Genomic DNA, 24,480 nt, shown 5'->3' on the forward strand with positions numbered 1-24,480 from the left:
GCGGCCGGGTCCTCCGCGGGGAGGGCCGGATGTCGGTGCCGCGGCCGACGCGCCACCACGGCGCACGCTCCTACGTTCGCTGGGCCCGGCAACGGGCCTTCTCGAACCGAAGCGAACCGAAGGACGGTCGACTCCCATGACTCAGGTGATCCAACTGGACGGCGTGGCCAAGCGCTACGACAGCGCCGACACGCCCGCGCTCGGACCGCTCGACCTCAGCGTCGCCCAGGGTGAGGCCCTTGCCGTGACGGGCCCATCCGGCAGCGGCAAGTCCACGCTGCTGAACCTCGTCGCCGGCCTGGACAAGCCGACCGAAGGCGCCGTGACCGTGGCCGGGCGGCGGATCGACCAGCTGAGCGAGCACGCACTGGCCCGGTTCCGCCGCGAGCGGATCGGCATGGTCTTCCAGTTCTTCAACCTGCTCGACGACCTCACCGTCGCCGACAACATCCAGCTCCCCGCCCAACTGACCGGCACCGCGCGGCGCAAGGCGGCGGCCCGCGCCGGTGAACTCATGGAGGTGCTGGGCATCCAGAAGCACGCCCGCGCCTATCCCGGCCGGCTGTCCGGCGGCGAACGCCAGCGGGTCGCGGTCGCCCGGGCACTGGTCAACCGGCCCGCGCTGCTGCTCGCCGACGAGCCGACCGGCGCGCTCGACACCGCCTCGGGCCAGGACGTACGGGAACTGCTGGTGGACCTGCACCGCAGCGGGCAGACCATCGTGCTGGTCACGCACGACCTGGCGCTGGCGGAGGCGTGCGCGAGCCGCACGATTCATCTGGTCGACGGTCACCTCGCCCTCGGCAGGCACGCGGAGGCCGTCCGATGAGCCGATTCGGCACCGGCGCGCTCGGCCGGGTCGTACGCTCCGGGGTGGGGCGGCGCCGGGTGCAGACCGTGGTGATCGCCGTGGCCGTGATGATGGCCGTGGCCTCGGCCGTGGTCGCCGGATCGCTCATGGTCGCCACGAATGCCCCGTTCGACCACGCCTTCGCCAAGCAGCACGGTGCGCATATCACCGCGCAGTTCGATCCGGCCAAGGCGAGCACGGCACAGCTGAAGGACACCGGGCAACTCGACGGCGTCACGGCGAGCGCGGGGCCGTTCCCGTCGACGACCATCCACCCGACAGGCCCAGGTGGCGGGCACTTTCCGGCGCTGACCCTGGTCGGGCGGTCCGATCCGCACGGCGACGTGGACGACCTGGACCTGAAGTCCGGCCGGTGGGCGGCGAAGCCGGGCGAGGTCGTGGTGTCCGCTTCGTTCGCCGGACCCGACATCAAGCCCGGCTTCACCATGCAGACTTCGGACGCTGTGGACAGCCCGACGTTGACGGTCGTCGGCCTCGCCGTGTCGGCCGGCAAGAGCGCCGACGTCTGGGCGACCCCCGAACAGGTCAGGGCACTGGCGTCGGAGGACAGCCCGGTCACAAGTCAGATGCTCTACCGCTTCGACTCCGCGGGGACGAAGGAGCAGATCACCGCGAACCGGAAGAAGCTCGCCGCCGCCGTGCCCGCCGAGGCGCTGCTGGGCACCGAGTCCTGGCTGGACACCAAGCGCGCCGCCGATCAGGGCGCGGCGGCGACCATCCCGTTCCTGATCGCCTTCGGTGTGCTGGGCATCGTGATGTCGGTGATCATCGTCGGCAGTGTGGTCAGCGGCGCGGTCGGCACCAGCCTGCGCAGGATCGGCATCCTCAAGGCCATCGGCTTCACACCGCGTGAGGTCGTACGCGCCTATGTGGCCCAGGCGTTGATCCCGGCCGGCGTCGGCATCGCGCTCGGGGTGGTATTGGGCAATCTGCTGGCCGTGCCACTGCTGGAGGACACCGAGCAGGTCTACGGCAGCGCCTCGCTGACGGTGGCCTGGTGGGTGGATGTCCTGGTGCCGGCCGTCGCGCTGCTCGTCGTCGGGATCGCGGCGCTGGCCCCCGCGCTGCGGGCCGGGCGGCTGCGGACGGTGGAGGCCATCGCGGTCGGGCGGGCGCCGCGCACGGGGCGCGGCCAGTGGGCGCACCGGGCGGCGGGCCGGTTGCCGCTGCCGCGGTCGGTGACGTACGGCCTCGCCAGCCCCTTCGCGCACCCGGTCCGTACCACCGCGATGCTGCTCGCCGTGGCCTTCGGCACGGTCGCCGCGACCTTCGCGGTGGGACTGACCTCGTCCCTGAACGCAGTCGGCAAGGCACAGGATCCCGAGGACCGCGCCGCGGTCACCGCCATCAGCGGCGTACCGGGCGACGAGGGCGGCGGACCACGCCGCGTGGAAGTCGGCCAAAGCCCTCCGTCCACCGACCCGGCGAAGGTCCGCGCGGCCATCGAGGCACAGCCGGGCACCGCTTCGTACTACGGCATGTCCCAGGCCGACGTCACCGTGGCCGGGATCTCCGGCTCGGTCGAGGCCACCTTCTACCAGGGCGATTCACGTCCCGGCAGCTACGAGATGATCTCCGGGCACTGGATCACCGGCGCTGGGCAGGTCGTCGTGCCCACAGCCTTCCTGGAACGTACCGGCACCAAGATCGGCGACACGGTGCGGGTGACCCTCGGGAAGGACACACAGACCTTGCGGATCGTCGGCGAGGCCTTCGACGGCTCGAACGACGGCCTGTCCGTACGTGCGGACATCGCCAGCTTCGCCGCTGCCCAGCCGCAGGTCTTCCAGATCGAGGTCGAGCCCGGCGTCTCCCCCGCCGAGTATGCCCAGAAGCTCGCGGCGGTGGTGAAGCCACTGGGTGGCGACGTCATGACCAACTCCCCCTCGGAACAGGAGAACATGATCCTCATCCTGAACGCGATGGCCGCACTGCTCACCCTCATGCTGGTCTCCGTGGCAGGCCTCGGCGTGCTCAACTCCGTCGTCCTCGACACCCGCGAGCGCGTCCATGACCTGGGCGTGTGCAAGGCGCTCGGCATGTCGCCGCGGCAGACGGTGAGCCTCGTACTCGCCTCGGTGGCCGGGATCGGCGTACTCGGCGGACTCGTCGGTGTGCCGGCCGGGTTCGCGCTGCACGGCTTCGTCCTGCCCGTGATGGGGCACGCCGCGGGCACCGATCTGCCGCCGTCGGTCCTCGAGGTGTACGAGACCCCGCAACTCGTCCTGCTGGGGCTGGCCGGGATCGCCATCGCGCTGCTGGGCGCGCTGCTCCCGGCGGGCTGGGCGGCCAGGACGCGTACGGCTACGGCTTTGCGGACGGAGTAGCCGGCTCTGTCCCGCCGCGCTGCGTCAGGCCGAGGCACGGCCGACGGCCCTTCTTCGTGCCTTCTTCGTGGCCGGATCGGCGGGGCGGTGCGGCTCTCGTGGAGTCCGGCGACTACGCGGCGTTGCGACGGGCAGCCGAGGGGTTCACGCCGTACTTGGCGTGGAAGGCGCGGGTGAAGTGGGCCTGGCCGACGAAGCACCAGTGGGCGGCGATCGCCGCGATGCTGCGATGGGCGAGCAGAGGGTCGGCCAGGTCACGCATCGCCGCTTCGAGGCGGCGAGAGCGGATGTAGTCGGTGACGGTGCATGACTCGTGCTCGAACAGTCGGTGCAGGGTGCGCGCGCTCATGTGGTGCACGGCGGCGACCCGCGCATGTGTCAGATCCGGTTCGGCGAGGTGCGCTCTGATGTAGCTCAGGATCTGCAGCCGCAATGCGTCCGCTGCGCCGTCGTCGCCACAGGGGGCGGCGTCGCTCAATGCCGCTGCCACCAGATGCAGCCCCGCTTCGCCGAGCCGGTCGGCGGATGTCCGGTGAATCGAATCTCGCTGCGATACCGCGGACGATACGAAGCCGGCCAGCACCGCACCGGGTCCGTCCGCGAGTGGATAGGCATGGCTCATCGACGTGACGACCATGCGCTCGGGCAGGCTCAACGCGTCCCGGGGGAAAGCCATGACCGCGCACGACCATTGCCGCTCCAGACGCAGGTGGTACGGCCTGCCGGTGTCGTAGATCGCCATCTGCCCGGGCGCGATCGAGATCTCGCGATCGTCCTGGCACACGGTGGCGTACCCGCTCAGCTGTACGCAGATCTTGAGCAGGTCGATCGGCGTCTGCCGTACGGCCCTGGGGGTGCGCCACACGACCTGCGGCGTACCGCTCACCCGGTAGGCCGCGATCGCCCCGAGCTGAGTGCCGGCCATCTGCCCATGGGCCGCCCGCGCTCCGATGGCCTCTGGGATGAGCCGGCCGAAAGCACAGCCCAACTGCTCTCGCCAGAGTTCGGCCGGGAGAGAGCTTGACTGTTCGGTCCCTGCGGTCGACGACATCACTGTGTGCGCCCTCCCACCAGACTTGGCCTTGCGCGACAAAGGCCGAGGCGGGATCAGTCAACAACTCTGCAACGTGACTGACAAGAATCTGTAGCAGGTTTTTCGCCGCGCGGGCAACGGGGCCCGCCGGACCGCCGAACCAGAGGTGGTGGGCTGTGGTGGCCATGGCTGCTCGTTACGACTACGTGGTGATCGGTGCCGGGTCGGCCGGCTGCGTTCTGGCCGCGCGGCTGTCGGAAGATCACGACACCCGCGTTCTCCTGCTCGAATCCGGTCCTTCCGACGACGCTCCCGAGATCGCCGTGCCACCCGCGTGGCCCGCGCTGTGGGGCACGGAGGTCGACTACTCCTACGACACCGTTCCCCAGCCCGGTACCGGCGGGGTGGTACACAACTGGCCTCGGGGGCGCACGCTCGGCGGGTCGAGCAGCATCAACGCGATGGTGTACCTGCGTGGGCACGGCGCGGACTTCGACGCGTGGGCCAAGGCGGGCTGCGACGGCTGGGACTACGCCTCCGTGCTGCCCTACTTCCGTCGCATGGAGACCGTCAGCGGCCGGGATCCGCAGTACCGGGGTGAGGACGGCCCGATGCGTCCGGCTCCGTCGGCGCAGCCGAATCCGCTGTCGCAGGTCTTCCTCGACGCGGCGGCGGCGACCGGTCATCCGCTGACGGACGACTTCAACGGAGCGGTGCAGGAGGGTGCCGGCTGGCACGACCTGTCGATCACGGAGGGGCACCGCCAGAGCACCGCGGCGGCCTATCTGCACCCGGTCCGTGACAGCCGTCCGAATCTCACGGTCGCGACGGAGTCTCGTGCCCACAGGCTGCTGTTCGACGGCACACGCTGCACCGGTGTCGAGTACGAACGCCGCGGCGAGATCGTCACCGCGTACGCGGACGCGGAGGTGGTGGTCAGCGCGGGCGCGGTCGACTCGCCCCGGCTGCTGCTTCTCTCCGGTGTGGGCGCGGCCGACGAGTTGGAGCAGGCGGGTGTCGCGGTCGTGCACGACCTGCCCGGTGTCGGCCGCAACCTGCACGACCATCCGCTGTGCGGGATCGTGTACGAGGCGAGCCGGCCCATCCCGCCGGGGCTCGCCAACCATGCCGAGGTGTCGATGCTGTGGCGCAGCGACCAGGCCCTCGCGGGCCCGGACATGCAGCTGATGTTCATCCACCTGCCGTTCCACCCACCGACGCTTCAGGCCCCGGAGAACAGCTTCACCTTCGGCGTCGCCACGGTGCCCGAGGCACGCGGCTCTGTCCGGATCGCGGGGCCCGATCCGCAGACGCCGCCGCTGATCGATCCGAACTATCTGGGCGCGGAGTCCGACGTGCGCAGGCTGCTGCACGGCATCGAGGTCGCCCGCGAGATCGCCGCCTCCGAACCGTTCGCTCCCTGGCGTGCCCGCGAGGTGCTTCCCGGACCCGACGTCACGGACGAGGCCGGTCTGCGGGAGTTCATCGCCCGGGGCACCGGAACCTACTACCACCCGGTCGGCACCTGCGCGATGGGCGTCGGGCCGGAGGCCGTCGTGGCGCCCGATCTGCGGGTGCACGGCCTGGACGGCCTGCGGGTGGCCGACGCCTCGGTCATGCCGAGGCTAGTCTGCGTCAACACCAACGCCGCCACGATCATGATCGGCGAGAAGGCAGCGGACCTCATCCGCCGGCCCGGCGCCTGACCACCCGAGCTCACGCGAAGCTGAGGAGAACCCCGCGATGACCGAACTTCTCGATGACGTTTCCTGGCAGGGCAAGATCTACAGCAATGGCTGGACCACCGCCCACGGCGGTGTGCTGGACAGCACCGAACCGGCGACGGGCGCCGTCCTGGCCCAGGTCGGCCTGGCCGATGCCGACGACGTGGCGGCCGCGACCGCCCGAGCCGCCCAGGCACAAGCCGAATGGGCCGCGCAGACCGGCCCGTCCCGCGCCGCCGTGATCCGCAAGGCCGCCGCCGTCCTCGCCGACAACCGTGCGGAGTTCGAGCGCTGGCTCGTCCGCGAGGGCGGCGCGGTGCCGGGCAAGGCGGCGTTCGAAGTCGACCTGGTGCTGGGGGAGTTGTGGGAGGCGGCGGCGCTGCCAACCCAGCCCTGGGGACACCTGCTGCCGTCCAGTGAGCCCGGCCGGGAGAGCGTCGCCCGCCGGGTGCCGCTCGGCGTGGTCGGTGTGATCAGTCCGTGGAACTTCCCGTTCATCCTCTCCGTCCGGGCCGTCGCACCGGCGCTGGCGCTGGGCAACGCGGTCGTCCTGAAACCGGACGTACAGACGGCGGTGTCAGGAGGCACGCTGGTCGCGCGACTGTTCGAGGCGGCCGGCCTGCCCGACGGCTTGCTGCATGTGCTGCCCGGGGACGCCGGACCCGGCGCGGCACTGGCCGAGGACCCGAACGTCGCCATGATCGCCTTCACCGGCTCGACGGCGGTCGGCCGTGAGGTCGGCGCCACCGCCGGGCGCACGCTGAAGCGGGTCTCGCTCGAACTCGGCGGCAACAACGCCTTGATCGTGCTCGACGACGCCGACCTGGAGATCGCCAGTTCGGCGGGAGCCTGGGGCGCGTTCCTGCACCAGGGCCAGGTCTGTATGACCGCGGGCCGGCACATCGTGCTCGAATCCGTCGCCGACGAATACCTCGACCGGCTGGCCAAGCGGGCGCAGGGACTTCCGGTGGGCGATCCGTTCACGGGGCAGGTGGCCCTCGGGCCGCTGATCAACGAGCGGCAGCGGGACAACGTGCACCGGATCGTGGAGGAGACCGTCGGGGCGGGGGCCGAGGTCAGGGCCGGCGGCTCGTACGACGGGCTGTTCTACCAGCCCACCGTGCTGGCCGGCGTGACCACGTCGATGCCCGCGTTCCGCGAGGAGATCTTCGGACCCGTGGCGCCGGTCGTCGTCGTGCGCGACGAGGCCGAGGCGGTCGCGGTCGCCAACAACACCGAGTACGGGCTGGTCGCCGCGGTGCAGACGGGATCCCCGGACCGTGGCCGCGATCTGGCGCGACGGCTGCGGACCGGCATCGTCCACATCAACGACCAGACCCTGAACAACGACGCGTACGCACCCTTCGGCGGTACGGGCGCCTCCGGCAACGGCAGTCGGTTCGGCTCCCAGAGCAGCTGGGACGAATTCACCCAGTGGCAGTGGGTCACCTTCCGCGACCAGGCGCACGCCTTCCCCTTCTAGTCATCCGGGAAGCCGCTGGTCGAACGTATGCACTTCGGCGTCTGACCACTGTGCGGTCGTGAGTGTGCCGGGCGGTTCTCACCGCCCGGCACACTCACGACGCCAGAGCAGCATCGGGCTTGAGCTGGTGCCGAAGCCGGATTCAGATCCGATGCTCGACTCATCTATTACAGACTATTGACGTTGCGACGAAGAGTTGTAGATTCTGGCGGCATCCTTCTCACCCCGGCCCACCTCAGGAGCTGTCATGGGTGTTGTCTCTGTCTTCTCTCTGACCAGAACGCTCGCCGGACTTGCCGTGGGCGCCATGTTGCTGTCGGGCTGTGGGTCGAGCCTCGACGAGTCCGGCGGGAGCAAAGCCGGAGAGGACCAATCCGGCGGCGCCGTCAAGATCGGGCTCCTGGTACCGCTGTCCGGGGTCTACGCGCCGATCGGCGAAGACCTACGCGCAGGCTTCCAGCTCTACCTCGACCAGCACAACGGCAAACTCGGCCAGCGCAAGGTCGATCTCGTGACCGCCGACGAGGGCGAGGGCCCGCAGACCGGCGTACCCGCCGCCCAGAAACTCGTCACCCAGGACCAGGTCAGTGCGGTCGCCGGGGTGGTCAACTCGGCCACGGCACTGGGACTGCGCGACTTCTTCGACGAGTCCAAGAAACCGCTGCTGATCGCCAACGCCGGAGCCGACGACATCACCGGGGCCCGCAAGTCGGAGTACGTGTGGCGGACGAGTTTCAGCAACGGTGACGTGTCCGCCGCCCTGGGACCGGCCGTCGCCGAGGAGGTCAAGGGCAAGGTGTACCTCATCGCCGCCGACTACGCCGCGGGCAAGGAGATGGTCGCGGGGTTCCGCAAGACCTTCGAGGCGGCCGGCGGCAAGGTCGCGGGTGAGAAGTACACCCCCTTCGGCAAGACGCAGGACTTCCAGCCCTACCTCTCGGCGATCCGCAAGTCCGGCGCCGACGCCGTCTTCGCCTTCTACGCGGGCGCCGAGGCGGTCAACTTCGTCAAGCAGTACAAGCAGTTCGGACTCGCCGGGAAGACATCGCTGTACGGCACCGGCTTCCTCACCGAGGGCGGGGCGCTCGCCGCGCAGGGCACGGCCGCGGTCGGCGTGAAAACGTCCCTGCACTACTCGACCGAACTGGACAGCGCGGCCAACAAGAAGTTCGTGGACGCCTACCAGAAGGCGGCGAAGAAGCCGCCGACGGTCTACGCCGTGCAGGGCTACGACACCGCCGCCGTCCTCGACAAGGCGCTGGCCGAGGCGGGCGGCGACAGCGGTGACGCCCTGGTGAAGGCACTGGCCAAGGTCGGTTCCATCGACAGTCCCCGGGGCGCCTGGAAGTTCGACGCCGACCAGAACGCGGAGCAGCAGTTCTATCTGCGTGAGGTCAAGTCCAGTGGCGGGACGGCCGTCAACGCGGTCGTCGGCGAGCTGGACTGAGCGGGTCCGGCATGGCAACCCATCTGGTGAGCGTCCTCAACGGGCTGGCGATGGGCTCCCTGCTCTTCGCCATCGCGCTGGGGCTGTCCCTGGTGTTCGGCATGATGGACGTGCTGAACCTCGCCCACGGCGCGGTCTACCTGGTCGGCGCCTACGTGGCGGTGGCGCTCGTTTCGGACGGCGCGGGCGTGGCCGCCTTCGTCCTGGCGGTCCTGGCGGCCGCCGCGGCCGGAGCCGTCCTCGGGGCACTGCTGGCCGCCTTGACGCGCGCCACCACCCACCACCTCGATCAGGCCCTGCTCACGCTAGGTGTGGCCCTGGTGGCCGCCGAAGCGCTGTCGCTGGCCTTCGGCAACGACGTGCACTCCATCGCCGCCCCCGAGCCGGTCGGCGGCGGTGTCACGGTGCTCGGCGAGACGTACCCGGTCTACCGGCTGCTCGTCATCGGGTTCGGCATCGTGCTGGCGGTGGCCGTGTACGTCCTGGTCGAGCGCAGCCCGCTGGGCTCGGTCATCCGCGCCACCGTCGCCGACCGGGCGATGGTGGCGGCGCTGGGCATCAACACCGGCCGGGTGCTGGTCGGTGTCTTCGCCGCGGGCGCGGCGCTGGCCGCGGTCGGCGGAGTCCTGGCCGGTCCGATCCTGGGGGCCCAGCCCGGCCTGGACGAAAAGGTGCTGCTGCTCGCGCTGGTCGTGGTGGTGATCGGCGGTCTCGGCTCGGTCCGCGGCGCGTTGCTCGGCGCGGTACTGATCGGGCAGGTGCAGGCGCTTGGAACCGCGCTGCTACCGGAGTACGCGTCGTTCCTCGTCTTCGCGGCGATGGCCCTGGTCCTCCTGTTGCGGCCGGCGGGTCTGCTCCCGGCGCGGACAGGGGTGCACGCATGAAGGCGGAGGCGGAGGCGATGCGCGGCGACACAGGCGCACCGCAGGACACGACGACGCCCGTTCTCGATCCGCCGCAGAGCGGACCCGGCGGCGCCTACCTCCCCGGGCGCCGCCGGGTCGCGGTCGCCGTCGCGGTCGTCGCGCTGCTGGCGGTCGCCCCGCTGGTGCTCAGCCCCTATCCGGTGTCGGCCATGACCCGGATGCTGGCGTTCGCGGTGCTGGTGATCGGCGTCGACCTGCTGACCGGGATCACAGGGCTGCCCTCGCTGGGACAGGCGGCCTATTTCGGTGTCGGCGCCTACACGGCGGTGCTGGTCGGGGTCCACATCACCCCGGACGCGATGGTGCAGGCGCTGGCGGGCCTGGTCATGGGCCTGGTGGCGGCCGCGGTCACCGGATGGGTCGCCGTACGCGCCCGCGGAATCGTGTTCCTCATGCTGACGCTCGCCATCGGCGAGTCGGTGCACCAGGTGGCCGACACGTGGTCAGCCGTGGGCGGCAGCAACGGACTGGCCGGGATGCCCCCGATCAGCCTGTTCGGCGGTCCGGGACTGCTCGCCGCGGGGTTCGTGTACTGGTGGGTGCTCGCCGTGGCGGCCCTGGTGTTCGCGGGGATCGCGCTGGTCGTCCGTTCCCCCTACGGCCGGACGCTGCGGGGCATCCGCGACAACGAGGCCCGGATGCGGGCGCTCGGCTACCGCCCGGCGCTCGCCCGCTACGGCGTCTTCTGCCTGGCGGGGGCCGTCGCGGGGGTCGGCGGTGCCCTGTGGGCGCAGCAGGCCCGGTTCTTCTCGCCCGGTGACATGGGGTTCGAAGTGGCGGCGCTGGCTCTGCTCAGCGTGGTCATCGGGGGTGCGGGCAGTCTGTGGGGACCCTGTCTGGGTGCGGCGCTCGTGCTGCTCGTACGCGACAACCTCTCCGCGTCGATCGGCGGCCACGGCCCGCTGGTGCTGGGCGCGGTGTTCATCGCGGTCGTCTTCCTGATGCCGCGCGGCCTGGCGGGCCTCACCGGTACTCGTGCCCGCCTGCGGAACCTCACCAGTGCGCGCCGCCGGAAGGAGAACACCTCGTGACTGAACCACTTGCGCCCCCTCTTCTGGAACTGTGCGGGCTGACCCGCTCCTACGGCTCGCTCACTGCCGTCGACGGTGTGGACCTGGCGATCGCCCGCGGCGAGCGGCACGCGCTGATCGGACCCAACGGGGCAGGAAAGTCAACGCTGTTCGCGACCGTGGCCGGGACCCTGCGTGCTTCGGGCGGGCAGGTCCTCCTCTCCGGGCAGGACGTCACGTCACTGCCGGAGGCGGACCGGGCCCGGCGTGGCATGGTGCGCACGTATCAGCACTCCAGCCTGTTCCTCGACTGCTCCGTCCTGGACAACGTCGCGCTCGCCGTCCAGCGCGTCCACCGGGTGGCCCACCGGTTCGACAAGGCGGCACGACGCTTCCGGCACACCGACGCCGAGGCGCGCCGCCACCTCGACTCGGTCGGACTGTGCGGACGTGCGCGGGACAAGGTGGCCGCACTGTCCCACGGCGAACGGCGCCAGCTCGAGGTTGCGATGGTGCTCGCCACCGAACCTGCTCTGGTGATGTTCGACGAGCCGACCGCGGGCATGTCCGCCGCCGAGACCGAGCGGTTCGTGGCCCTCATGGAGGGCCTGCCCGAGGACCTGACCGTACTCATCGTCGAGCACGACCTGGATGTGGTGTTCCGCCTCGCCGACCGGGTCACCGTGCTGCACCTGGGCAAGGTCCTCGCCTCCGGGCCTCCTGAGGCGATCCGGGCCGACGAGGCCGTACAGCGGGCGTATCTCGGTTCCGCCAGGGCCGAGGACCTGTTCGCCGATTCCGGAGGACCGCGATGACCGAAGCGACAGGGATGACTGCGGCGGCCGGGACGACCGGCACCGACCTCCTCAGCGTGCGCGACCTGCGCGCCGGCTACGCGGGTACCACCGTGCTCGACGGCGTCGACTTCACCGTCCCCGCCGGTGCGGTGGTGGCGCTGCTCGGCCGCAACGGCGTCGGCAAGTCCACGTTCGTCCACACGGTGATGGGCATGCTCAAGCCGTACTCCGGCAGCATCCGCGTGGACGGACGCGAACTCGCCGGAGCGGCCGCGCACACCGTTGCCCGCAGCGGCGTCGCGATCGTGCCCCAGGGCCGCCGCGTGTTCGCGCCCCTCACGGTCGAGGAGAACCTGCGCATCGCGGTCCGAGCGTCCAGGGGGTCCAGGGGCGGAGGCGGCCCCTGGACCCCCGAGCGCGTCTACGAGCTGATGCCCCGCCTCGCCGAGCGGCGCGCCAACCGGGGCGATCAACTCTCCGGCGGAGAGCAGCAGATGCTGGCCATCGGCCGGGCGTTGCTGCGGAACCCGCGGCTGCTGCTCCTGGACGAGCCGTCGGACGGCCTCGCGCCGGCGGTCATCGACCTGATCGCCGAGTTGCTGGAGGGCCTGCGCGGCGAGGGCATCGCGGCCGTGCTGGTCGAACAGGACCTGCACCTGGCGTTCCGTCTCGCCGACGAGGTGGCGGTGATGCAGAAGGGCTGCATCGTGCACAGGAGTTCCACCGCGGACTTCCGCCGGGACCGGGCCCGGGCCCACAGCCTCCTCGGTGTGGGCTGACCCAGCTGACCCTGCCGGGCCGGAACGGGGAACCCGCCCAATCCAATGTTCTACAGAACCTTGACGCACTGCGGTACTTCTGTAGAAGATTCCCCTATCGGTACCTGCGCTAGCGCGAGGAGGCGCTCGTCATGGTGGTGGCAAGCAAGCCGGACGTGGTCGATGCCGCGAACGGAGCGCCGGAGTCCACAGGCACGGTGGTGGTGACCTTCGACCGGAGCCCGGACAGGTACCGGCACTGGAAGCTGCGCATCGACGGGCCGGTCGCCTGGCTGGAGATGGACGTCGACGAGCAGGGCGGCCTGGTCCCGGGCTACGAGCTGAAGCTCAACTCCTACGACCTCGGCGTGGACATCGAGCTGTACGACGCCCTCCAGCGGCTGCGGTTCGAGCACCCCGAGGTGCGGTCGGTGGTGGTGACCAGCGCGAAGGAGAAAGTCTTCTGCGCCGGGGCGAACATCCGGATGCTCGCGGCGTCCCCGCACCACTGGAAGGTGAACTTCTGCAAGTTCACCAACGAGACCCGCAACAGCATGGAGGACGCCTCGGAGCACTCCGGGCTGACCTTCATCGCAGCGGTCAACGGCTCCTGCGCGGGCGGCGGTTACGAACTCGCCCTGGCCTGCGACAAGATCCTGCTGATCGACGACAACTCCTCGTCGGTGGCCCTGCCCGAGGTCCCGCTCCTGGGCGTGCTGCCCGGGACCGGCGGGCTGACCCGGGTCACCGACAAGCGCCGCGTACGCAAGGATCTGGCCGATCTCTTCGCCACCCGCAGCGATGGCGTACGAGGCAAGACGGCCGTGGACTGGCGGCTTGTCGACGAGGTCGTCCCGCGCCGGGACTTCCGTACGGTCGTCGAACAGCGCGCCGTGGAAGCGGCCGAGCACAGCACCCGGCCGACGGACGCCGAGGGTGTCGAACTGACACCGCTGGAGCGGGACGTCACCGAGGACGGCATCACGTACCAGTACGTGCGCGCCGAGTACGACCGTCCGCTCGGCCTGGTCCGCATCACCGTACGGGGCCCCGTCGAGGACGCCCCCGCCGACGCCGCCGCGATCCACGACGAGGGAGCCGACGGGTGGCTGCTGGTCGTCACCCGCGAGCTCGACGACCTGATCCTGCGGCTGCGGGCGAACGAGACCGAGCTGGGCACCTGGGTGCTCCGCACGGAGGGCGATTCCGCGCTCGTACTGGCCCATGAGCAGGCGGTGTTGGGCGCCGCCGCCGAGGGCGACTGGCTCAGCAACGAGATCGTGCACTACTACAAGCGCACCCTGAAGCGGCTCGACGTCACCAGCCGCAGCCTCATCGCGCTCATCGAGCCGGGCAGCTGCTTCGCCGGGATGCTGCTGGAGCTGGCCCTGGCCTGCGATCTGCAGTACATGCTGGACGGCCCGCCCATCGAGGACCCGGACAGCGACGAGCGCGCCCAACTCACCGTCTCCGAGGCGAACTTCGGGACCTTCCCCATGGGCAACGGCCTGTCCCGCCTCCAGTCCCGCTTCTACCAGGACGACGGCCACGTCGAGTGGCTGCGCCGCGAGGCCGGGCAGCCGCTGAGCCCCGCCCAGGCCCGCGAACTCGGCCTCGTCACCGACGCGCCCGACGACATCGACTGGGAGGACGAGATCCGCATCGTCCTGGAGAGCCGGGCGGCGCTGAGCCCGGACGCCCTGACCGGCATGGAGGCCAACCACCGGTTCGTCGGCCCGGAGACCATCGAGACCAAGATCTTCGGACGGCTCACCGCCTGGCAGAACTGGATCTTCATACGCCCCAACGCCGCCGGCCCCGAAGGCGCGCTGCGCCGCTACGGCACCGGCCAGAAAGCGGTCTACGACCGGAAGCGAGTGTGACCCGATGCCCACGAAGATCGACTACGACTCCAAGATCCCCAACAACGTCGCTCTCGCCGACGACCGCCGTCTGCAGCGGGCGCTGGAGGGCTGGCAGCCCAAGTTCCTCAACTGGTGGGGCGAAATGGGCCCGGAGCTGGAGAACCGAGGCGTCTACCTGCGCACCGCCGTGTCGGTCGGCCGCGACGGCTGGGCCCACTTCGACCACGTCAACGTGCCCGACTACCGCTGGGGCATCTTCCTCGCCGAGCGCGACCCCGACCGCCGCGTCGCCTTCGGCGAGCACAAGGGACAGCCGGTCTGGCAGCAGGTGCCCGGCGAGTACCGCGCCGACCTGCAACGGCTGATCGTCATCCAGGGCGACACCGAGCCGGCCTCCGTCGAGCAGCAGCGCCTCCTCGGCCTGACCGCCCCGAGCCTGTACGACCTGCGCAACCTTTTCCAGGTCAATGTGGAGGAGGGCCGGCACCTGTGGGCGATGGTCTACCTGCTGCACGCCTACTTCGGCCGGGAGGGCCGCGAGGAGGCCGAGGCGCTGCTCCACCGCAACTCCGGCAGCCCCGACTCGCCGCGCATCCTGGGCGCGTTCAACGAGGAGACCGCCGACTGGCTGGCCTTCTTCATGTTCACGTACTTCACCGACCGGGACGGCAAGTACCAGCTCGGCTCGCTCAAGGAGAGCGCCTTCGACCCGCTGTCGCGGACCTGCACCTTCATGCTGAAGGAGGAGGCGCACCACATGATGGTGGGCACCACCGGCGTCGACCGCGTGGTGACCCGCAGCGCCCAACTGGTCCGCGAACACGACACGTTGGACATCGCCGCCTGCGGCGGCATCCCACTGGACATCATCCAGAAGTACATCAACTTCCACTACACGGTCTCCCTGGACCTCTTCGGCAGCGAGACCTCCACCAACGCGGCGAACTACTACACCGCCGGGCTCAAGGGCCGCTGGCAGGAGGAGCGCCGCAAGGACGACCACCGGCTCACCGACCACAGCGCCTTCCTGGACAAGCCGCAGGCGGACGGCACCTGGTCGCAGGACGAGGTCCCCGCGCTGCTCGCCCTCAACCTGGACCTGCGCGACGAGTACATCTCCGACTGCGAGAACGGCCTCAAGCGCTGGAACCGGATCCTCGAGGAGCACGGGATCAGCTTCCGGCTGAAGCTGCCGCACCCTGGCTTCAACCGGAACGTCGGCCTCGCCGCCGGCCACCACGTCACCCCCGACGGCACGATCGTCGACGAGCAGACCTGGGAGGCGAGCCGCCACCACTGGCTGCCCACCGCCGAGGACCTGGCGTTCGTACGGTCGCTGATGCAGCCTGTGTACGAACGCGGCAAGATCGCGAGCTGGGTCGCGCCGCCGGTCAACGGCATCAACGGCCAACCGTTCGACTACGAGTACGTCCGACTGGTGTGAGGTGAGCCGGATGCCTGAGGCGTTCAACACGGCGGACTACCTGGTCGACCGGCACGTGCGGGAGGGCAACGGCGCCCGCACGGCGCTCGTCACTCCCACACGCACGCTGACCTACGAGCAGCTGTCGGCGGAGGTCCGCCGCGTGGCGGCCGGGCTGCGCGCCCTCGGCGTACGCCCGGAAGAGCGCGTCCTGCTGTGCATGGTGGACGACATCGAGCTCTTCACCGGCATCCTCGCCGCCTTCCACATCGGCGCGGTGGCCGTCCCCGCCTCGACCATGCTCACCGGTCCGGAACTGGGCAAGCTGGTGGCCGACGCGCGCTGCCGGGTGGTGCTGGGCTCCGCCGAGTTCGCGCCGGTCGTACGCGCGGCGCTCCAGCAGGCGCCGGAGGTCGAGCACACCGTCCTGACCGGAGAAGACAGCACAGGACTGCCCGGCCACGTCCAGGGCCGCACGTGGCAGCAGCTGCTGGACGCCGGCACCGGCAGGGACGACGGACCGTATCCGACCTGGCCGGACTCGCCCGCCCTGTGGCTGTACACGTCGGGCACCACGGGCACGCCCAAGGCGGCCATGCACCGCCACATCGACATCAAGTTCGTATCGGAGAACTACGGGCAGCGAGTGCTGGGCATCAGCCCGGAGGACCGCTGCCTGTCGGTCGCGAAACTCTTCTTCGCGTACGGCATCGGCAACTCGCTGTTCTTCCCGCTGGCGGCGGGCGGAACGGCGCTGCTGGAACCTTCCAGGCCGTCTCCCGCGCTGTTCGCGAAGCGGGCGGCCGGCGACCGGGCCACGGTCCTGTTCGGCACCCCCAGCTTCTTCGGGCCGCTGCTCGCGAGCGCCGACATCCCGGACGACGCCTTCGCGACGGTACGGATCGGGGTCTCGGCCGGAGAAGCGCTGCCCGCGCGGATGTACGAGGGGATGCTGGAACAGTTCGGTGTGGAGGTACTCGACGGCATCGGGTCGACCGAGATGCTGCACATCTTCATCTCCAACCGTTCGGGCCGGGTCCACCCGGGCTCCTCCGGGGAACCCGTTCCCGGGTACAAGGTGGAGCTGCGCGACGTCGAGGGCCGGGTGGTGGAGGGCGACGGCACACCGGGCGAGCTCCACGTCCGCGGTGAGTCCGCGGCCATCGGCTACTGGTGCCGGGCCGAGACCACCCGTCAGGTCTTCCTCGGCGACTGGGTGCGCACCGGCGACACCTACATCCGCAACGCCGACGGCACCTATACGTGCATGGGCCGCACGAACGACCTGCTCAAGGCGGGCGGCATCTGGGTCGCGCCCGCCGAGGTCGAGGAGCGCCTCCTCGCCCATCCGGACGTGGCCGAGGTCGCAGTGGTCGGCGTACCGGACGCGGACGGCCTGGACAAACCGGTCGCCTGCGTGGTGCCCAGGCCCGGGCGTGAGGTCGACCCGGACGCCCTCGTCGCCTGGTGCCGGGAGGGCCTGGCCGCCTTCAAACGCCCGCGCGGGGTGATCGGGCTGCCCGAATTGCCCCGTACGCCCACCGGCAAAATCCGCCGCAACGTGCTGCGCGCCATGGTCCGCGACGGCTCCTGGGCGGAAGCGCCCTCATCGCCGACGACATCAAGCTGACGTCCTCCCTGCTACTCGCTCCCCGCCACTCGGCAAGCCACTCTCTTCCCCCTGCACCAAGGAGGACGTGCATGTCCCCGTGCCCCGCGGATCACAGCACGGATCTGCTCATCGTGGGAGCCGGCCCCACGGGCCTGTTCGCCGCCTACTACGCCGGCTTCCGCGGTCTGTCGGTGACCGTGCTGGACTCGCTGCCCGAGCCCGGTGGCCAGATCAACGCCATGTACCCGGAGAAGCAGATCTTCGACATCGCCGGATTCCCGGCGGTGCGGGGACGTGAGCTCGTGGACCGGCTTCTGGAGCAGGCCGCACCGTACGACCCGTGCCATCTGCTCGGCCACCGGGCCGAGACGATGGAGCGGACTACGGAGGGCGCCTTCGTCGTGACCACGCACCAAGGGGCGCGGGTGCAGGCCAGGGCCGTGCTCATCACCGGCGGCATCGGCACCTTCACGCCCCGCCCGCTGCCGGCCGCCGCCGCGTACGAGGGCGCCGGACTGGCGTACTTCGTGCGCAGGCCGGACGACTACGCGGGCCGGGACGTGGTGATCGTCGGGGGCGGTGACAGCGCCTTCGACTGGGCACTCACCCTGCACCCGCTGGCCGCCTCCGTGACCCTGGTCCACCGCCGCGACACCTTCCGCGCGCACCCGGCCACCGTGGCCGCCGTACGGGCCGCGGGCGTGGAGATCCTCACCGGAGCCGAGCTGACGAAGGTCATCGGTGACAGAGGGGACATCGAGGCTGTGGAGATCACCCGGCGCGACGGGCAGACGTACCGCCTGTCCTGCCGGGGGATCATCGCCGCCCTCGGCTTCACCGCCAACCTCGGCCCGCTGCTCGGCTGGGGCATCGACATCGCCCACCGGCGCCACATCCCGGTCGATTCGGCCATGCGGACCTCTCTCCCGGGGGTCTACGCGGCCGGGGACATCAACGACTACCCCGGCAAGGTGCGGCTGATCGCGGTCGGCTTCGGGGAGGCCGCGACCGCCGTCAACAACGCCGCGCACCACATCGACCCCGAGCAGCCGGTGTTCCCCGGCCACTCCACCGACGTATCCGCGGCGGCCCCCGCCGTCGCGTAGCACCGAAGAGGACCGAGACAGCCCATGCCCTATGTCATAGCCGAGGCGTGCATCGACATCATGGACCGCTCCTGTATGGAGGAGTGCCCCGTCGACTGCATCTACGAAGGCGACCGAAAGCTCTACATCAACCCGATGGAATGCATCGACTGTGGCAACTGTGAGCCCGTATGCCCGGTCGAGGCGATCTCCCAGGACCGCCGGGTGCCGCCGGAGCTGAAGGACTTCGTCGCCGACAACAAGCGGTTCTTCACCGAATCCCTGCCGGGCCGCGACGAGCCGATCGGCCTGCCGGGCGGCGCCGCCGGCCACGGCCCGGTCGGTGCGGACACCGAACTCGTCGCCGGGTACGACCCGCGCGGCTGAACACTCTGTGAGGGAGGCGCCGTGATCGACGGCGAGACCGTGGTCGACGCGCACGTCCACGCCCCGAGGCTGTCCACACTCAAACCGGCCTGGTTCGAGTGGGCGGACACGTTCTCCGGCGACCACCCGTGGCGCGACGCCTACGACGAGCGGGGCGACCCCGTTCCCGAGCGGCTGGACGCCCTGCTGGAGTCCGAAGGCGTGGACCGTGCGCTGCTGTTCTGCGAGTACAGCCCGCGCGCCACCGGGATCCAGCCGATCGAGGACCTACTGCCGATCGTCGCGTACAACCCGGTCCGCTTCCGCCTGGTGGCGAACGTCAATCCGCACCTGCACCACCCGCTGGTGGCAGAGGCCGAACGCCAGCTGGACCTGGGCGCGATCGCGCTTAAACTGCACCCCGTGCACGGCGGATTCGACCCGGCCGACAAGGAGTTCTACCCGCTGTACGCGCTCTGCGCCGAGCGCGGCGTTCCGGTCGTCGTGCACTCGGGCACCTCCAGCTTCCCGGGTGCCCGTGCCCGGTACGGTGATCCGCAGCTCCTGCTGGACGCCGTGGAGGACTTCCCGGACGTGCAGTTCGTGTTCGCCCACGGCGGGCGGGGCTGGTGGTACGACACCGCGGCGTTCCTCGCCCTGGCCAGGCCCAACGTCTGGCTGGACCTCGCCGGACTGCCACCGCGCAAACTGCCCGAGTACTACGCCCGGTTCGGCCTGGCGAGGCTCGCCACCCGGTGCATCTTCGGCACCGACTGGCCGGGGGTGCCCGGCGCCTCCCGCAACATCGCCGCGCTGCGTGCGCTGGGCCTGCCCGGCGACACCGTGCGTGCCGTGTTGTCCGGCAACGCGGCGAAGGTCTTCCCGGGCCTCGGAGTATGACGATGGGTCAGCGGTAAGCCGAGCGGTTCGGTACGGTGCGCCCGCGCGATCTCACCTCTCGCCGTGCCCCTCGGCCAGCTCCTCCCAGCGCCGCAGCGCCACCGGATTCCACTCGGCGTGCCTGCTGTGGAAGAGCTCGGCCGCCTTGGCGCCGCTCCAGTTGGCGGGCAGCAGCTTCGACGGAAGCCGCGGATCGAGGAAGGGGAAGCGGCGCCACTCGTGCACCAGCATGGTCTGCGCATGCAGGACGGCGTCACCGTCAGCGGGGCGCAGCCCGGTGAACTCGTCGATGAACGCCTCGTAGCGGTCCTCCACCTCGCTGAGGTCCCAGGCTCGGGCCACCATGGCCGCCTCACTTCCCACAGCGCCGTACGTGGCGGTGAAGGACATCGCGTCGTCGGCGAGCCCGAGTTCCTTCAGGGCGCCCAGCGCCTCCGCCTCACGGTCGGCGTGGGGCGTGATCCACACCCCGGGCTCCGGGGAGCCGAAGCCGGTCCAGGTGAGCCGGGTGCGCACCCGGTGCCGCAGGTCCCGCTTGGCCTCCGGCACTGAGACGAGGACCACCAGCCAGGTGCCGTCCCAGGTGTGCTCCCCGCTGCCGAAGTCGTAGATGCGCTGCGCGCCTTCGGTCAGCAGCCGCCGCCCCGGTGGGGTGAGCGCCCAGCGGACGCGGCGTCCCATCCGCTCGGAGGCCAGCCAGCCCTCTGCCGCGGTCCGGGCGAGCGACTGGCGGGCCGACTTCTCCTCGACACCGAACATCGCCAGCGCGTCCACAAGCGCGGAGGTCCACACTGGCGTGCCCTTGGGCAGTACGTACTCGCCGAGCATGGTCATCAGCAGCGACCGCGCGCTGACGTCACCGACCTCCCGGCGTCGGCTGACCACCGGCCGTGCGCTCCCCGCTGCGGCCCGGTCGGCGCGCTCCCTCCGGCCCGGTCCGCGCGACGCACGATCCACCATCGTCCTTCACTTCCCTTGTTGATCGCCGATCCGATGTATCACGCCGTCGCGTGACATCGACGTCATCAGCGTATCCAGGGCGCTCCGGTACGAGTGCCCGGAGCCAAACTTCTCCTCAGGGAAGCCCGCTCCTTCTTACACAATATCTTGTCGTTACGGAAATTATCAGTAGAGTGTCAGTCGCGTCGGCGGGCCGCCGACCAGAACGAGCGAGGTGGCAGCCATGCCGGTCTACGCCCTCGGATCCGACGAGCCGGACATCGATCCCAGCGCCTTCGTCCACCCGGATGCCGTCGTGATCGGGTGCGTGTCGATCGGCGCGGAGGCCAGTGTCTGGCCCGGGGCGGTCCTGCGCGGAGACCACGGCGGTCGTATCGAGATCGGCGCCCGCACCAGCATCCAGGACGGAACCGTGCTGCACACCACCGAGCAGTGGCCGACCGTCATCGGACCCGAGTGCGTGGTCGGCCACAACGCCCACCTGGAAGGCTGCACCGTGGAGCGCCACTGCCTGATCGGGTCCGGTTCCATCGTCCTGAACCGGGCCACTGTGCGTGAGGGCGCGGTGGTCGGCGCCGCCGCACTGGTCCCCGAGGACTTCGAGGTCCCGCCCAAGACCATGGCGCTCGGCGTCCCGGTACGGCTGCGCGGGACACCGGTCGATCCCTCCTGGGTGGAGTACGCCGTACGCACCTACCGGGACGCCGGCGCGCGCTATCGGCGTGATCTCCGGCGCATCGACCGTTGAGAGTCATCGACCCCTGAGAGCACGAAAGGTGGACCCGCCGTGGCCGCGAAACTGCACAGCTACCTCGCCGGTGACTGGTACGAGGCACCCGACGAGGGGCGTCCCCTGCTGGACGCGGCGACCGGCGCCGAGGTGGCCCGGCTCTCGGAGCGAGCCGTCGACACCGCGGCCGTGCTGCGCCACGCGCGGGAGGTGGGCGGCCCCGCCCTGCGCGAGCTGACCTTCCACCAGCGCGCCGGTCTGCTCAAGTCGTTGGGCAAGCACCTGGCCGCGCACACGGACGAGTTCCACGCACTGTCCACCCGCACCGGAGCGACCCGCCGCGACTCCGCGCTCGATGTCGACGGCGGCATCGCGGTGCTCTTCGTCTACGGCAGCAAGGGCACCAAAGAGCTGCCCGACGGGCATGTCCTGCCCGACGGCGACATGGAACCGGTCGGCAGGCAGGGCACCTTCGCCGTACGTCACGTCCATGTGCCGCGGCAGGGTGCGGCCGTGCAGATCAACGCGTTCAACTTCCCCGTGTGGGGCATGCTGGAGAAGCTCGCGCCGGCTCTGCTGGCGGGCCTGCCGTCCGTGGTGAAACCCGCGGGCCAGACGGCCTATCTGACGGAGCTGGTGTTCCGCCGCATCATCGAGTCCGGCATCCTCCCCGAAGGCGCCGTCCAGCTGATCTGCGCCCCGCCGGACGGCATCCTCGACGCGCTCACGGGACAGGACGTGCTCAGCGTCACCGGGTCCGCCGCGACCGCCCGAACCCTGCGCAGCCACCCGGCCGTCGCAGGCCGTGCCGTCCGCTTCAACGCCGAGGCCGACTCCCTGAACTGCGCGGTTCTCGGCCCGGACGCCGGGCCCGGCACCCCCGAGTTCGACCTGTTCACGCAGACCCTGGTCACCGAGATGACCGTCAAGGCCGGGCAGAAGTGCACCGCGATCCGCCGCGCTCTGGTGCCCGCCGGACTCATCGACGCCGTACAGGAAGCGGTCTGCGCCGAGCTGGCCGACCTGCGTGTCGGCAACCCCGTCGATCCCACGGTCACCATGGGCCCTCTGGCAGGCCTCGGGCAGCGGGAGGAGGTGCTGCGCGCGCTCAAGGCGCTCACGGCGGCGGCCCGCCTCGTCCACGGCGACCCCGACCGGTTCGAGGTCCTGGACGGTGACCGGGAACGCGGCGCCTTCCTCCCGCCGCTGCTTCTGCGCTGCGACGACCCCGACCGGGCCGAGCCGCACGAGGTCGAGGCGTTCGGCCCTGTCAGCACCCTTCTGCCGTACGACGGGACCGCCGCCCATGCGGTCGCGCTGGCAGCGCGCGGCGAGGGCAGCCTCGTCGGCTCGGTCGTCACCCACGACCCCGGCTTCGCCCGCGAGACCGTGCTCGGGGCCGCCCCCTGGCACGGTCGCCTGCTGCTCCTCGACCGCACCGACGCCGGGGAGTCCACCGGTCACGGCTCGCCGCTCCCGCACACCGTGCACGGCGGCCCCGGCCGGGCGGGCGGCGGCGAGGAACTCGGCGGCATCCGCAGCGTGCTGCACCACATGCAGCGCACCGCCGTCCAGGGACCGCCCGCCATCCTCTCGACACTCACCGGGCCCCACCCGGTCACGACCACTGAGCCACAGGCCGACGAGTAACACCACGGCCGATCTCGACGAGCGCGCTCCGGGAACGCCCGAAGTCGCCGGCCGGCTGCCGATGGCGAAGCGGGCCGGACGGGGCCGCCGTCTCGTCCAGCGGTTGCTGCGCCTTCAGCGCCCGCTCAGCAGAGATGTCGTCGTCCAGCGGGACCTGCGGGTGCCGATGCCCGACGGGACGGTGCTGCTGGCCGACTCGACTTCGGGCTCGCTCACGCACGAGGGGAGCAACCACCGGAGCGAGCGCCCGTGCGCCTGTACATGCCGGGCGAAGAAGAGTGGCGGGACGCCGCGTCCTGGCCGCCCCGGGCTATTCCCCGGCGCTTCCAGGTGCGGGGAGCGCTCCTTAGGGCTCAAGCTTCTTGAGCTGTGCGTGGGTGCGCCGGGTCCGCTGAAGGCGCTCGGGAAGCGGCGTGCGGTAGTCGGGCAGAAGGCGCTGAGCGCGGAACGCGGACTTGAGGAAGGCGCGGACGACGCGCTCGCGGCGGGGGCTGATCCAGCCGATCCGGTGGAGTCGGCAGACCCGCTCGCCGGCGAGGTACCGGGTCAGATCCCTGCCGAACGCCTGGAAGGGTGCAGGGAACCAGTGCTCGGCAAAGAAGTCCATCATCGCGGTCGCCACACGATGGCCGGACTCTGTCTGTGTGTACGGCCGGGAGTCGAACTTCAAGGCGAACTCTGTCATCGCGTTCCAGTCCTCGGGGAACGCCTCGTCGGCCAAGGGGCCGGACTCGCGTTCCAGGAGGCGGAAGAGTGCCTGCGCCCAGCGGTGCCACGCGATCTTCATGTGTTCGCTCATACCGGGCAGGCCCAGCGAGGTCTGCAGGCGGTCGCCGAACGTGGCCAGGAGGACCAAGGGGTAGATGAAGTCGTCGATGTGGTCGAAGTTGCCGGGCAGCTGCGGGGTCCTGCGGGCGACGGACAGGTGGATGCGGTTCAGCCGTTCGGCGGCCCTGCGGCCCGCCGCGCTGGATAACCCATCCACCATCCAGGCCATCAGGAAGTCGTTGCCGTCCTGGAAACGCCGGTGAGGCCTCGTCTCGAGCTTCGTGGTGTGGGCCAGGGTGTCGGCCCCCATGCTCGGCTGCATCATGCGCATGGTGCCCGGATAGACCATCATCGCCAGAGCGAACTCCGGGACACGGTGGCTGACATAGAGCGAGATCATCCGCTCCCAATCGGTCTCCGGGTCCATGCGAGCCAGTTCGCGGTCCACCCACTTGTACCCACGGCGCAACGTCGGTTCCCCCTGTTTCGGAGCCAGGCGGCTGCACCGCCGTGGCTGCTACCGGAATATGGTGCTGAAGGGGCAGGTCATCCCCATCCTCGTGAGAAGAGGACGCTCGGGCTTCTGCTTCCCGATGCCAGGGCTCGCCGTGATTCACATCACGAAGATTGTGGGTCGCGGCGGGTTTCCATGCTCCGGACCATCTGTCCCGAGTGATGGTCAAGGGCGGAGCACCGGTCGAGGCAGTCTGGTCCGCGACCCGTCGCAGGCGGTGGCCTCGGTGCC

The 24,480-nt window shown here is 70.5% G+C and carries 20 protein-coding genes; 17 read left to right on the top strand and 3 right to left on the bottom strand.

Going from position 1 to position 24,480, the window contains the following annotated elements:
- Window positions 1-136: 136 nt before the first annotated feature.
- Both OP79_RS03320 and OP79_RS03325 read left to right on the top strand, forming a co-directional pair.
- A complete protein-coding gene (locus OP79_RS03320; RefSeq protein ID WP_033318334.1) occupies window positions 137-829 on the top strand; it encodes an ABC transporter ATP-binding protein in 693 nt (230 codons plus the stop codon).
- On the top strand, window positions 826-3,198 hold the full coding sequence (locus tag OP79_RS03325; RefSeq protein ID WP_033318335.1) for an ABC transporter permease: 2,373 nt from the start codon (window positions 826-828) through the stop codon (window positions 3,196-3,198). Before OP79_RS03320 ends, OP79_RS03325 begins: the two co-directional genes overlap by 4 nt.
- Before the next feature lie 112 nt (window positions 3,199-3,310).
- On the opposite strand, the gene OP79_RS03330 is transcribed toward OP79_RS03325, so the two are convergent.
- Window positions 3,311-4,249: an AraC-like ligand-binding domain-containing protein gene (locus OP79_RS03330; protein WP_078491582.1), complete on the bottom strand. Its 939-nt coding sequence runs from the start codon at window positions 4,247-4,249 to the stop codon at window positions 3,311-3,313.
- A gap of 167 nt (window positions 4,250-4,416) precedes the next feature.
- On the opposite strand from OP79_RS03330, the gene OP79_RS03335 reads away from it, so the two are divergent.
- The 13 genes from OP79_RS03335 (at window position 4,417) to OP79_RS03395 (ending at window position 19,627) form a co-directional block, all read left to right on the top strand.
- Window positions 4,417-5,937 carry a GMC family oxidoreductase gene (locus tag OP79_RS03335; RefSeq protein WP_033318442.1) on the top strand — a complete coding sequence of 507 codons (1,521 nt, stop codon included), beginning with the start codon at window positions 4,417-4,419 and terminating at the stop codon, window positions 5,935-5,937.
- Between the two features lie 37 nt (window positions 5,938-5,974).
- On the top strand, window positions 5,975-7,438 hold the full coding sequence (locus OP79_RS03340) for a benzaldehyde dehydrogenase (protein WP_033318336.1): 1,464 nt from the start codon (window positions 5,975-5,977) through the stop codon (window positions 7,436-7,438).
- Between the two features lie 247 nt (window positions 7,439-7,685).
- A complete protein-coding gene (locus OP79_RS03345; protein WP_033318337.1) occupies window positions 7,686-8,885 on the top strand; it encodes an ABC transporter substrate-binding protein in 1,200 nt (399 codons plus the stop codon).
- Window positions 8,886-8,896: 11 nt separating this feature from the next.
- Window positions 8,897-9,769 (top strand): branched-chain amino acid ABC transporter permease, encoded by an 873-nt coding sequence (locus OP79_RS03350; protein ID WP_033318338.1) that lies wholly within the window; start codon window positions 8,897-8,899, stop codon window positions 9,767-9,769.
- The gene (locus tag OP79_RS03355; RefSeq protein WP_051744372.1) at window positions 9,766-10,842 is read left to right on the top strand and encodes a branched-chain amino acid ABC transporter permease; all 1,077 of its coding nucleotides are present in this window, start codon (window positions 9,766-9,768) and stop codon (window positions 10,840-10,842) included. The genes OP79_RS03350 and OP79_RS03355 overlap by 4 nt, the downstream gene beginning before the upstream one ends.
- Window positions 10,839-11,636 carry an ABC transporter ATP-binding protein gene (locus tag OP79_RS03360; RefSeq protein WP_063741860.1) on the top strand — a complete coding sequence of 266 codons (798 nt, stop codon included), beginning with the start codon at window positions 10,839-10,841 and terminating at the stop codon, window positions 11,634-11,636. The genes OP79_RS03355 and OP79_RS03360 overlap by 4 nt, the downstream gene beginning before the upstream one ends.
- On the top strand, window positions 11,633-12,397 hold the full coding sequence (locus OP79_RS03365; RefSeq protein ID WP_245685201.1) for an ABC transporter ATP-binding protein: 765 nt from the start codon (window positions 11,633-11,635) through the stop codon (window positions 12,395-12,397). The genes OP79_RS03360 and OP79_RS03365 overlap by 4 nt, the downstream gene beginning before the upstream one ends.
- Before the next feature lie 131 nt (window positions 12,398-12,528).
- On the top strand, window positions 12,529-14,259 hold the full coding sequence (boxC, locus tag OP79_RS03370) for a 2,3-epoxybenzoyl-CoA dihydrolase (RefSeq protein ID WP_051744373.1): 1,731 nt from the start codon (window positions 12,529-12,531) through the stop codon (window positions 14,257-14,259).
- 4 nt (window positions 14,260-14,263) lie between these two features.
- Window positions 14,264-15,685, top strand: coding sequence for a benzoyl-CoA 2,3-epoxidase subunit BoxB (gene boxB, locus OP79_RS03375; RefSeq protein ID WP_033318339.1), 1,422 nt, complete (start codon window positions 14,264-14,266; stop codon window positions 15,683-15,685).
- A 10-nt stretch (window positions 15,686-15,695) separates the two neighbouring features.
- Entirely contained in the window at window positions 15,696-17,294 is a 1,599-nt protein-coding gene (locus tag OP79_RS03380) for a benzoate-CoA ligase family protein (RefSeq protein ID WP_033318340.1), read from the top strand.
- 71 nt (window positions 17,295-17,365) lie between these two features.
- Window positions 17,366-18,382: an NAD(P)/FAD-dependent oxidoreductase gene (locus OP79_RS03385; protein WP_033318341.1), complete on the top strand. Its 1,017-nt coding sequence runs from the start codon at window positions 17,366-17,368 to the stop codon at window positions 18,380-18,382.
- 24 nt (window positions 18,383-18,406) lie between these two features.
- The gene (gene fdxA, locus OP79_RS03390; RefSeq protein ID WP_033318342.1) at window positions 18,407-18,748 is read left to right on the top strand and encodes a ferredoxin; all 342 of its coding nucleotides are present in this window, start codon (window positions 18,407-18,409) and stop codon (window positions 18,746-18,748) included.
- Window positions 18,749-18,769: 21 nt separating this feature from the next.
- Window positions 18,770-19,627 carry an amidohydrolase family protein gene (locus OP79_RS03395; protein ID WP_033318343.1) on the top strand — a complete coding sequence of 286 codons (858 nt, stop codon included), beginning with the start codon at window positions 18,770-18,772 and terminating at the stop codon, window positions 19,625-19,627.
- Window positions 19,628-19,678: 51 nt separating this feature from the next.
- Here the strand turns inward: OP79_RS03395 and OP79_RS03400 are convergent, their stop codons facing one another.
- On the bottom strand, window positions 19,679-20,587 hold the full coding sequence (locus tag OP79_RS03400; protein WP_078491583.1) for a PaaX family transcriptional regulator: 909 nt from the start codon (window positions 20,585-20,587) through the stop codon (window positions 19,679-19,681).
- Window positions 20,588-20,810: 223 nt separating this feature from the next.
- Between OP79_RS03400 and OP79_RS03405 the strand changes: the two genes are divergently transcribed.
- Window positions 20,811-21,335: a gamma carbonic anhydrase family protein gene (locus OP79_RS03405; protein ID WP_033318344.1), complete on the top strand. Its 525-nt coding sequence runs from the start codon at window positions 20,811-20,813 to the stop codon at window positions 21,333-21,335.
- Window positions 21,336-21,374: 39 nt separating this feature from the next.
- Window positions 21,375-22,967, top strand: coding sequence for a phenylacetic acid degradation bifunctional protein PaaZ (gene paaZ / locus OP79_RS03410; RefSeq protein WP_051744374.1), 1,593 nt, complete (start codon window positions 21,375-21,377; stop codon window positions 22,965-22,967).
- Window positions 22,968-23,313: 346 nt separating this feature from the next.
- Here the strand turns inward: paaZ and OP79_RS03415 are convergent, their stop codons facing one another.
- The gene (locus tag OP79_RS03415; RefSeq protein WP_033318345.1) at window positions 23,314-24,204 is read right to left on the bottom strand and encodes an oxygenase MpaB family protein; all 891 of its coding nucleotides are present in this window, start codon (window positions 24,202-24,204) and stop codon (window positions 23,314-23,316) included.
- Window positions 24,205-24,480: the final 276 nt, after the last annotated feature.

The organism is Streptomyces yerevanensis, from assembly GCF_000716805.1.
In the GTDB taxonomy this organism is placed as follows: Bacteria; Actinomycetota; Actinomycetes; order Streptomycetales; family Streptomycetaceae; genus Streptomyces; species Streptomyces flaveus.